The 8,183-nt window shown below is 46.7% G+C and carries 2 protein-coding genes; both read right to left on the bottom strand.

Annotated features, from left to right (window positions below):
* Positions 1 to 245 precede the first annotated feature (245 nt).
* On the bottom strand, positions 246 to 3,440 hold the full coding sequence (locus tag HMPREF1505_RS04445) for a M60 family metallopeptidase (RefSeq protein ID WP_036923130.1): 3,195 nt from the start codon (positions 3,438 to 3,440) through the stop codon (positions 246 to 248).
* Between the two features lie 638 nt (positions 3,441 to 4,078).
* Positions 4,079 to 7,873: a TIM-barrel domain-containing protein gene (locus HMPREF1505_RS04440; RefSeq protein WP_036923127.1), complete on the bottom strand. Its 3,795-nt coding sequence runs from the start codon at positions 7,871 to 7,873 to the stop codon at positions 4,079 to 4,081.
* Positions 7,874 to 8,183 lie beyond the last annotated feature (310 nt).

Below are 8,183 nucleotides of genomic sequence, written 5' to 3'. Positions count from 1 at the left end.
AAGACAATTCCGCAAGGATTTATATGTTATTTAAGTTTTACCGGACAGCAATAATTTTGTTTTAACTCTCACCCCGTTAGGCACTCCCCTCCTTTGGAAGGGTTGGGGGAGGTCCCTACAAAAAAGACAGGGTAACTGTTTTGTTTGTTACTCTGTCTTTTTCCTTTGGGGTATCCCGCATTTCACGCCCCTCCCTTTGGGGGAGGGGACGGGGGAAGGGGCCAGTTGGCTGATGCTTCGGCTTCTTACTTACCCACTACCACCTTCTTACCACCAACAACGTAAACGCCATTAGGTAAGCCTTCGAGGGCTGTCTCTGGGTTCACCTTACTGCGAACGAGGACACCATAGATGCTATAAACATCAACCTTACCACCGTTAGCCTGAGCCGAGAAGGTCGTGATACCCAATGGAACAGTGCCTGGATCAACCTCAGAACCGTCTGAACCGCAAACCTTAATAACGATATTGTTCTGTGCATCCTCCATCACCTTCTTAGGAATAGTGAAGGTCTTGGTGTTCGCAAAGTAGATAAGCTGACCCTTGCTGTTGTAAATCTTGAAACCTACAACGTGGCTGTTCTTAGCCTCCATAGTATAGGTGCGACGACCATTAACGGTCTTCTCTTCCTTAACAACAGCCCAGCCCGTTCCGAGGCTGTCTCTCTTAAACTGATCCCATGAGCCGAAGTCGCCCATAGTACCAACACGTACGGCACCATTGAAGTCTTGACGCATTGTGCCAGGGGCAGCACCAGGATAGATAGCTGGGGTAGGACGGATATGATCGTCAATGAAAATCATATTGTTTGCAGGGCCCTTAGGGAACTGCTGCATGAACTTCTTCGCCTCCTCCCACTGTGCTCTTGTGGTATACATGGTTGTATTGCTGTAATCACCGATAACAGAACCGTTCACATCATAGAAATGTCCCCATGCTTCAAAGAAGCTTGAGAGGTCTTGATTGGCTGCTACACAACACGCTTTAGCAAAGAGTAAGTAGTCGTTCTGACCCTGACAGTTGGCTGTTCCCTGACCTTCAAGGCGGTGGGTACGGAGATAATCGAGGCACTTATGCCAGAACTGATCATCAAGACCAGTCGAATGGAACATCATATAGAGCTTGTAGTACATCTGCGTTGTACCCCATGTGCCATATTCAAACCACATCTTCTTATTAGCAAAGCGGTCAGCATAGGTTGAGACAGCACTCTCGCAAACACCATCATACTTCTTACCGTCAACATCTGTATAAGAACAGTTTTCTGAACGACTGGTTACACGACCAGAAGTAAACATCACCATATTAGAGTACATATTGACAGAAATCTCCGTCATACCTGCCGTATTGAACAGCTGCTGGTGGTTATGACCGAATTCATGAGCAGGACCCCAGAGTGTACCGTTACCCCACTTCATCTTGTCGTAGTTGAGTACGTCAGCCAAAGTGTTGTAGTTATAATAGGTACCACCGGTCGTAGCATACATATAACCATGATCAACGGCAGTAGCATTAAGAACGTTGTTGCACTTATCACGCTCAGCAGCACGGAAGCCCATGAGGTCGTCCTCACGCTGTACGATGCTGTTCCAGATCTCAACAAGTTCCTTCATGTGAACAGGAGTGTAGTCCTTGCAAGCCTGACTTGGCATGTTCATAACAACCAATTCGCCCTTCAAGTTGAACGCCTTAGCCCAAACAAGACCGTCTGACTGCATTGTCTGCCAGTCCTCATTGGTGTTACCCTTCGTAAGATCGAAGTAACCATTCACCTTACCTCCCTCAATGTGGATGTTCATAGGCATATAATCTCTGAGGTACTTACCGTTGTTGAAGGTACGACCGATATAGTTAACGAATACGTTGTTCTCGCCCTGATTGAGGATAATGTTCAATCCCTTCTTCAAGTTATAGTACTTACCAGCACTGCGTGTACCCAATGGTACGAGCTCAATCTGTACCGTTGCATCCTGTGGGATGTCATCGCCAAGGAAGACGAAGAGGTCTTCGCCATCACGAGCAGTAACACCTGTTGGATTCGTCATACTACCATAATCGTAGCCGATACCCATTGAACGCGCCCAAGCATTATAGTTATTCTCACTGTAAGCCTTATAGGCAGCGATACGGAACTGCTTCTCCCAGTTGCGACCACTTGGATAAACGGTCCAACTCTGGTTCTTAATCTTCAACACAACCTCCTGCAACCCCTGTGGAAGTTTGTCGGCATTCATCTTTGCCTTCAATGCTGCATCGGTCATATTCGTCACCTCACCAGTAACCTCAGTAGCGACACTGTTAGTGAAATACTTAGCCACCTTCTCAGCATAGACATCCACATTCTTGGTCAAGTTGACACGTGCCTTGTAAGCCTCCTGCTGCTCCTTGAGCTTTGCCTGATCGATTGTAGCCACCTTGAAAACCCACTTATTAGCCTCGTTGTTCACATACCATCCTACTGGATGATAGCCCTGACTCTCAGCACAGTGGATACCTACGTTGTAAGCATCAACCATCTCGAAAGCCAATATGTATGGGTCGCTCTCGTTAAGATTGAACTCAAAGCCATTACCCTGCTCCTCAGATGTTGTATAGTAACGGCTTGTCTGACCATTCTGCTGCGCGATATACTTACCTGTAACAGCATTCTGGAAAGCGTAACGCCCGCTACCCAACTTCACTAATTTCCAACAGTAGCTGTAGTCGGTATCAACAAAACCACCCGTAGACAACTCTCCAACAATATAGTCCTCACGCATTGCTCTGCCGTAAGTATCAGACACTATCTGATAATACTTATTCAAATCCTTACGTGGGTCAACAATCTTTGTCAGCTCAGCCAAACGATCGAGAACCTGCTGCTTGCTGAGAGAGGTCACTGGATCAAGACGAAACTCGCTTGGTCCGAGTGCTATTCTGCCGTTATCTCTCAAAGGATACCAACGTACAACGTTTCTCTGAGCATCGAGGTGCCAGCAGAATTGGTTTCCTCCTACATTATCATTATAGATATTGAAGTAAGACTTACCCGTACCACTTGACTGTGACTGATAAACAATCTGGAACTTATGAGCATCGTTGCCTGTCTTATAAGGGACACTGTTACCATTGACATTCTGCACATACTTACCATCCTTCAAACTCTGAATGGTATACTTGTCGCCCTTAGCATGAAGGAGAAAAGCATTAGAATAGTCTGTAGCAAGAGAAGTATAATTCTTTCCATGCAAACCACTCTCGTCAACATAGACATGGAGGTCTGTGCCTGCCTGACGCTTGTCATTAACAATGAAATAAACTCCCGCCTTGAGTTGCTGGTTCTCCCCCTCAGCCGTTGGAGCAGCTGACAGAATCGAAGCCTTCGCAACACTTGGCATAACAGCGGTCAATGCCATTGCCGCCATCAGAGACTTATTGCGTAAAAATCTTTCGAATAACATATATGTAAAAAATAAATAATTGTTTCCTTAAGTTCTCTTCGATAATATTCAAGCACTTATTCATGCACTTTTAAGATTGTGTGGACGGCTTGCACCAATGGTGTTTACCCTCTGCACACTCCGTGCTAAGGCTTCGCACATTCCTTAGATGTGATTAAATCCGAATCGGTTAGTAGATTACAATGCTAATAAAGTTTTCTAATTATATTGATTTCTAATGCCTTTTACTTTCTTATCAGCATCGTGTCAGTCTTCGTACCTTGGCGTAGTCTGCTACGTTGGCGCTGCAAAGATAGACAAACTAATTGATATTTATACAAAATAAGTTTAGAATCTAATGACAGATTCGGGTTTAAAACTATGACGTAATGCCACACGGAAAAGTTCAAAGATAGCATAGAGGTTTTTAGAAGACAAGTTGACAAGTAGACAAGTTGACAAGTAGACAAGTAGACAAGTTAACGAGTTATATGCTTTGTGACATATAACTCGTCTACTTGTTAACTCGTATACTTGTTAACTCGTATACTTCTTACGGGGTATCCCGCATTTCACTCCCCTCCCTTTGGGGGAGGGGTAAGGGGGTGGGGCCAGTTGGGTGTTAGGTGGGGGGTGTTAGTTGTTAGTTGCTTGCTTTTCTACAACTCCACCTCTCTCAACTGCTTATCCACCAACAAGCCCTTGGCTGTTGTATTCTTAACGGTGAATGGTTTGAGGGCTTTCATACGGATAACGAGGAGGTCGGCATCGCCATTGATCGTATGGTGGTCGCCCACATTCACGAAGGTTGGATAGAGAACCTGAGAGCCATCACTGTGATGACGGTCGTAGGTGAGGTTGCGCATAACCATTGATGGGTCGATCTCAACCTTAACGAACTGCAATTCCTTCGGACTATATGGGAAGATGAGGTTGAAGGCATTGACTGACTGCAGGTCCTTACCCTTCACCTTGATGATGACATCGTCGCCTGCTGCGTAAGACTTACGGTTGTATTCGTAATAAACCTTACCGCCAACCGGGGCTACGTCATCGTCGCTCCAACCATCCTCAAGGTGCATGGCAACATTCGAAATGTCGTAAGCATCAATGAGACCGTTGCCGTTGATGTCACCACCAGAGATATAACCATCGAAGTCGGCATCGCCCTTCTTAAGTCCTGTATAGTTCATATAAGAGGTAAAATCGTTCTCGTCTACCTTACCATCAAGGTTGATATCGCCCGGAAGAATTGTCTTTGTACCCGGCACTTTGAAGACATAGAACTCACGACCAGAGCCGAAGTTGCCGACAGCCTCCTTCACACTCACCTTCACATAACGTGCTACAGGATGGGTAGAGAGCGTCACTTCCTTCGTTCTACCATCTCGAGCCCACTGCTGTGGACCGATTTCTGTCCAGTTTCTACCGTCTTTGCTGACAGCGATATCGCACTTCGTAATCGTACCGTTACCGCCATTTGCACGTGGAACATACTGCAGTTTGTCGAGGGTGTTGGTACTATGGAGGTCGACAGTGAAGTCGAATGGCACCGCCTTCGTATAATAATAGGTGTGCCAGATGTCGCCAATCGTACTGAAGTCAACGAGTCGATGGATTTCGAAACCTTCCATATCACGGGCGGTAGAGGTTGCGGTAAGTCCTTGGATAGCATACTCTAATGGGTTGACAGCCGTCTTCACGTGTAGTGGAGTCCACTCACTTGCCCCCTCGCTATTGACTGCACGCACCTTGAAATCATAGTCGGTGGCAGGCTGGAGGTCGTCGAAGAGGAGCGAGTTGTGGCGGATAGTGGTATAAGTCTGACCGTTGAAGGCTATCTCATAGTAGTCAGCATTCTGCACAGGCTTCCACTTTGGAGTGACACTATACGACTGAACATCAGCCTCGAGGAGTTCTGGAGCTGTCAAGGCACCCTTCTTTCGCAAGGTTTCATTAGACTTATTCAGACGTGCAAAACCCTCCACGCGGAGTTCTACAGCCTCCTTTGTGATGTCGCAGGAAGCCAAACGCACGATGATTTGGGCATTTTTAGTTACCAAGAGACGTTCCATCTCGCTGTTAGCCGTTGAGAAACGGTTGATATTCGAAGCCTGAACATACTGCCATGTGTTATCGCCCTGCTCTGCTTCTGTGAGTCGAATCTTCTTACCACCGATAACGGCTGTGAGCTTCTTAGGCTTTGCGTTGGTGTTCAGATAGAAGGTTGTTGACTGATTTTTCACCATTCCATCGAACGTTCCTTCGGTCTTGTCGATACTTACGGTCAGCACCTGCTTATCGTTAAGATCGGAGGTGATGCGGGTTGTAGCCTTCTCGTTAGAGAGATATTTCTGTGTTGTACCGTCGTCATCATAGAGTGTAAACTCGGTCTTGCCGTCTGGATAGAGTTCAAAGACACGACGGTTCTTGTCAATCTCAGAAGGATTATTATTCGGATTGACCATCGGAATGATAGCACCCGACTTCACCAAGACAGGCAACTTCCAGATGGGTGCGAAGTAATCGTTGAGTATGCAACCACCCTCGTAAGTAGCACCCGTGAAGTAATCGTACCATGTTCCCTTTGGTAGGTAGATGCCATTGCGCACATCGTTGCCCTCCTTGTCGGCTGCCGTGTTCTGATAGACAGGTGCCACGAGGAACGAAGGACCATACATATATTGGTAGCGTGTAGCACTGCTGTGGGTGTAATCGTTGCTATCATCAAGGAACATCGCACGCATGAGTGGCTTGCCAGTCACCGCCTCATGGGCACATGAGTAGGTGTAAGGCAGGAGCATTGACTTGAGTTTGAGGTAAGAACGGTTGATACTTGTGGCTGGTTCGCCCAAAGCTTGTGGATACTTAGGGTTGCTACCCCACCCATCCATATTCAACTGCATTGGTGTGAAGGTCTTCCATTGGAAGTCACGGATGTTCACTGAGAGGTTCTTTCCGCCGAAGATACCGTCCATATCGCTCGTAATATTACCCATTCCGGAGAGTCCTGAGCCGATATAAGTTGGGATGTGGAAACGGATATACTCCCACTCGCCACCGGTTTGGTCGCCCGACCATACTCCGCCATAACGCTGTGTACCAGCCCAGCCGTCGAGGGTGATAATGAACGGACGTGCATCGCTGCCATAGTAAGGCATGATATTAGCCACATCGGCAATACCATTGAGTCCAAAGGAATAGCCCGCACCGACCCATGCTACGTCGGTCTTCAACACACGTACGCCTGCATCGCGCACCTCTTTGACGATGTCACGTTGCAAGAGTGCAGGGATGCTATCGACTGGGTGGAGGTTTGATTGTGTCCACAAACCAATCTCTACACCGTTCTTACGCGCATAGTCGCCAAGGCTCTTGAGGTTGGCTATATTACCATCGAGGGTCGAAGTTTGCCCATATCCAGCTCCGTAACCATCGTTAGGAAGAATCCAACCCAATGGCATATCGTCTTTCTTATAACGGTCGATAACGCCACGTGCAGAGAACTGATAGTTATCCTTTTCGCCATTGAGACTTTCCTTGATACCGCCATTGTCTTTCTGACTTTCTACATATCGCTTGCCGTCTTCAAAGAGGATTCCCTTGCCTTCTTCAGTTGTCTCCTTCCAATAGTCTCGGTTGTAGGCATTGAGGTGACCCCCATAGAAAGCAAACTTTGGTAATAAGACAGGGTTACCGGTCAGCTGATAATAATCTTGAAGCAAAGAAACTGGGGTTGTATCAACCATCAGGAAGAGGTCGAGATAAGGCATATCGTGACTGATTGTCACCGTGTTCTTATCCGTACTTCCGAAGTCGTAGGCACCAGGAGCAAAGGTGTAAGGCATAGCAGCATAGCCCCCTGTTGACCAATAGAACGGAGCTGGCGAAGCAACACCGCCATCGGTCCAGCTGTTGGTATTGACAATCTCAATGCGTTTGCCACGATGTGAGAAGCGACCATTTTGTACACCGCCACCATAGAAATACTCTCCTGCTGCATTGGCGAGGGTTACGGTGGTGCGATTCTTTTGAAAGTCGACTCCCTTCACCTCCTTAATAACCTCCTTACCATTGCGAAGGTCGGTGACAGTCATCAGCCCCGTGTTGCGGTCGAAGCGCACACGTACCTCAGCTGTTGCAACTGCCACGTCGGCATCGGTCGCATTAACGGTCAATCGTCCTGCGCTCTTGCGTGGGTTGTCAAGGAGAATACGTGCAGGAGGATTGCTCGCAGGGTCACGAACGATACCGCCCTTTGGGTCGCGGAAAAGGCGGAAGACATTCTGACCATAGAAGTCTACTGTCATCACGCCACCGTCGCTATAAGTAATCTCTACCGTTGTTGGATTGATTTGTCGAATACCGCTCACTGCCTTTCCGTCAGCGAACGCGGTCTCTCCCACTGCCAATAACAAGGCAGCAAGTAAAATCTTGGCTTTCTTCTTTTTCATTTTATAGATCTCGTCGCTCGTCCCCAAGCTTAGGTTTACTTGGTTTCCGAACTCCTTTTGGTTTTTAGCTAATAGTTGTTTTTGTTACTGAGTGGCAAAGATACACCATATTTTTATAAACTACAATTATTTAACTAAGATTTTTTTAACTAAAAACTTCTATACTTTGAACTCTTTTACCTTTGAACTTTGAACATTGAGCTTTGAACATTGAACTTGGAACTTTCTATGACTACGAATTTCGCTAATTACGCAAATCCTTATTGCTAAATAATTCGTGTCATTCGCGTAATTAGTAGTCATTAAAGGT

Source organism: Prevotella sp. ICM33 (assembly GCF_000517825.1).
In the GTDB taxonomy this organism is placed as follows: Bacteria; Bacteroidota; Bacteroidia; order Bacteroidales; family Bacteroidaceae; genus Prevotella; species Prevotella melaninogenica.
This window is presented reverse-complemented; position numbering and strand designations above follow the sequence as displayed.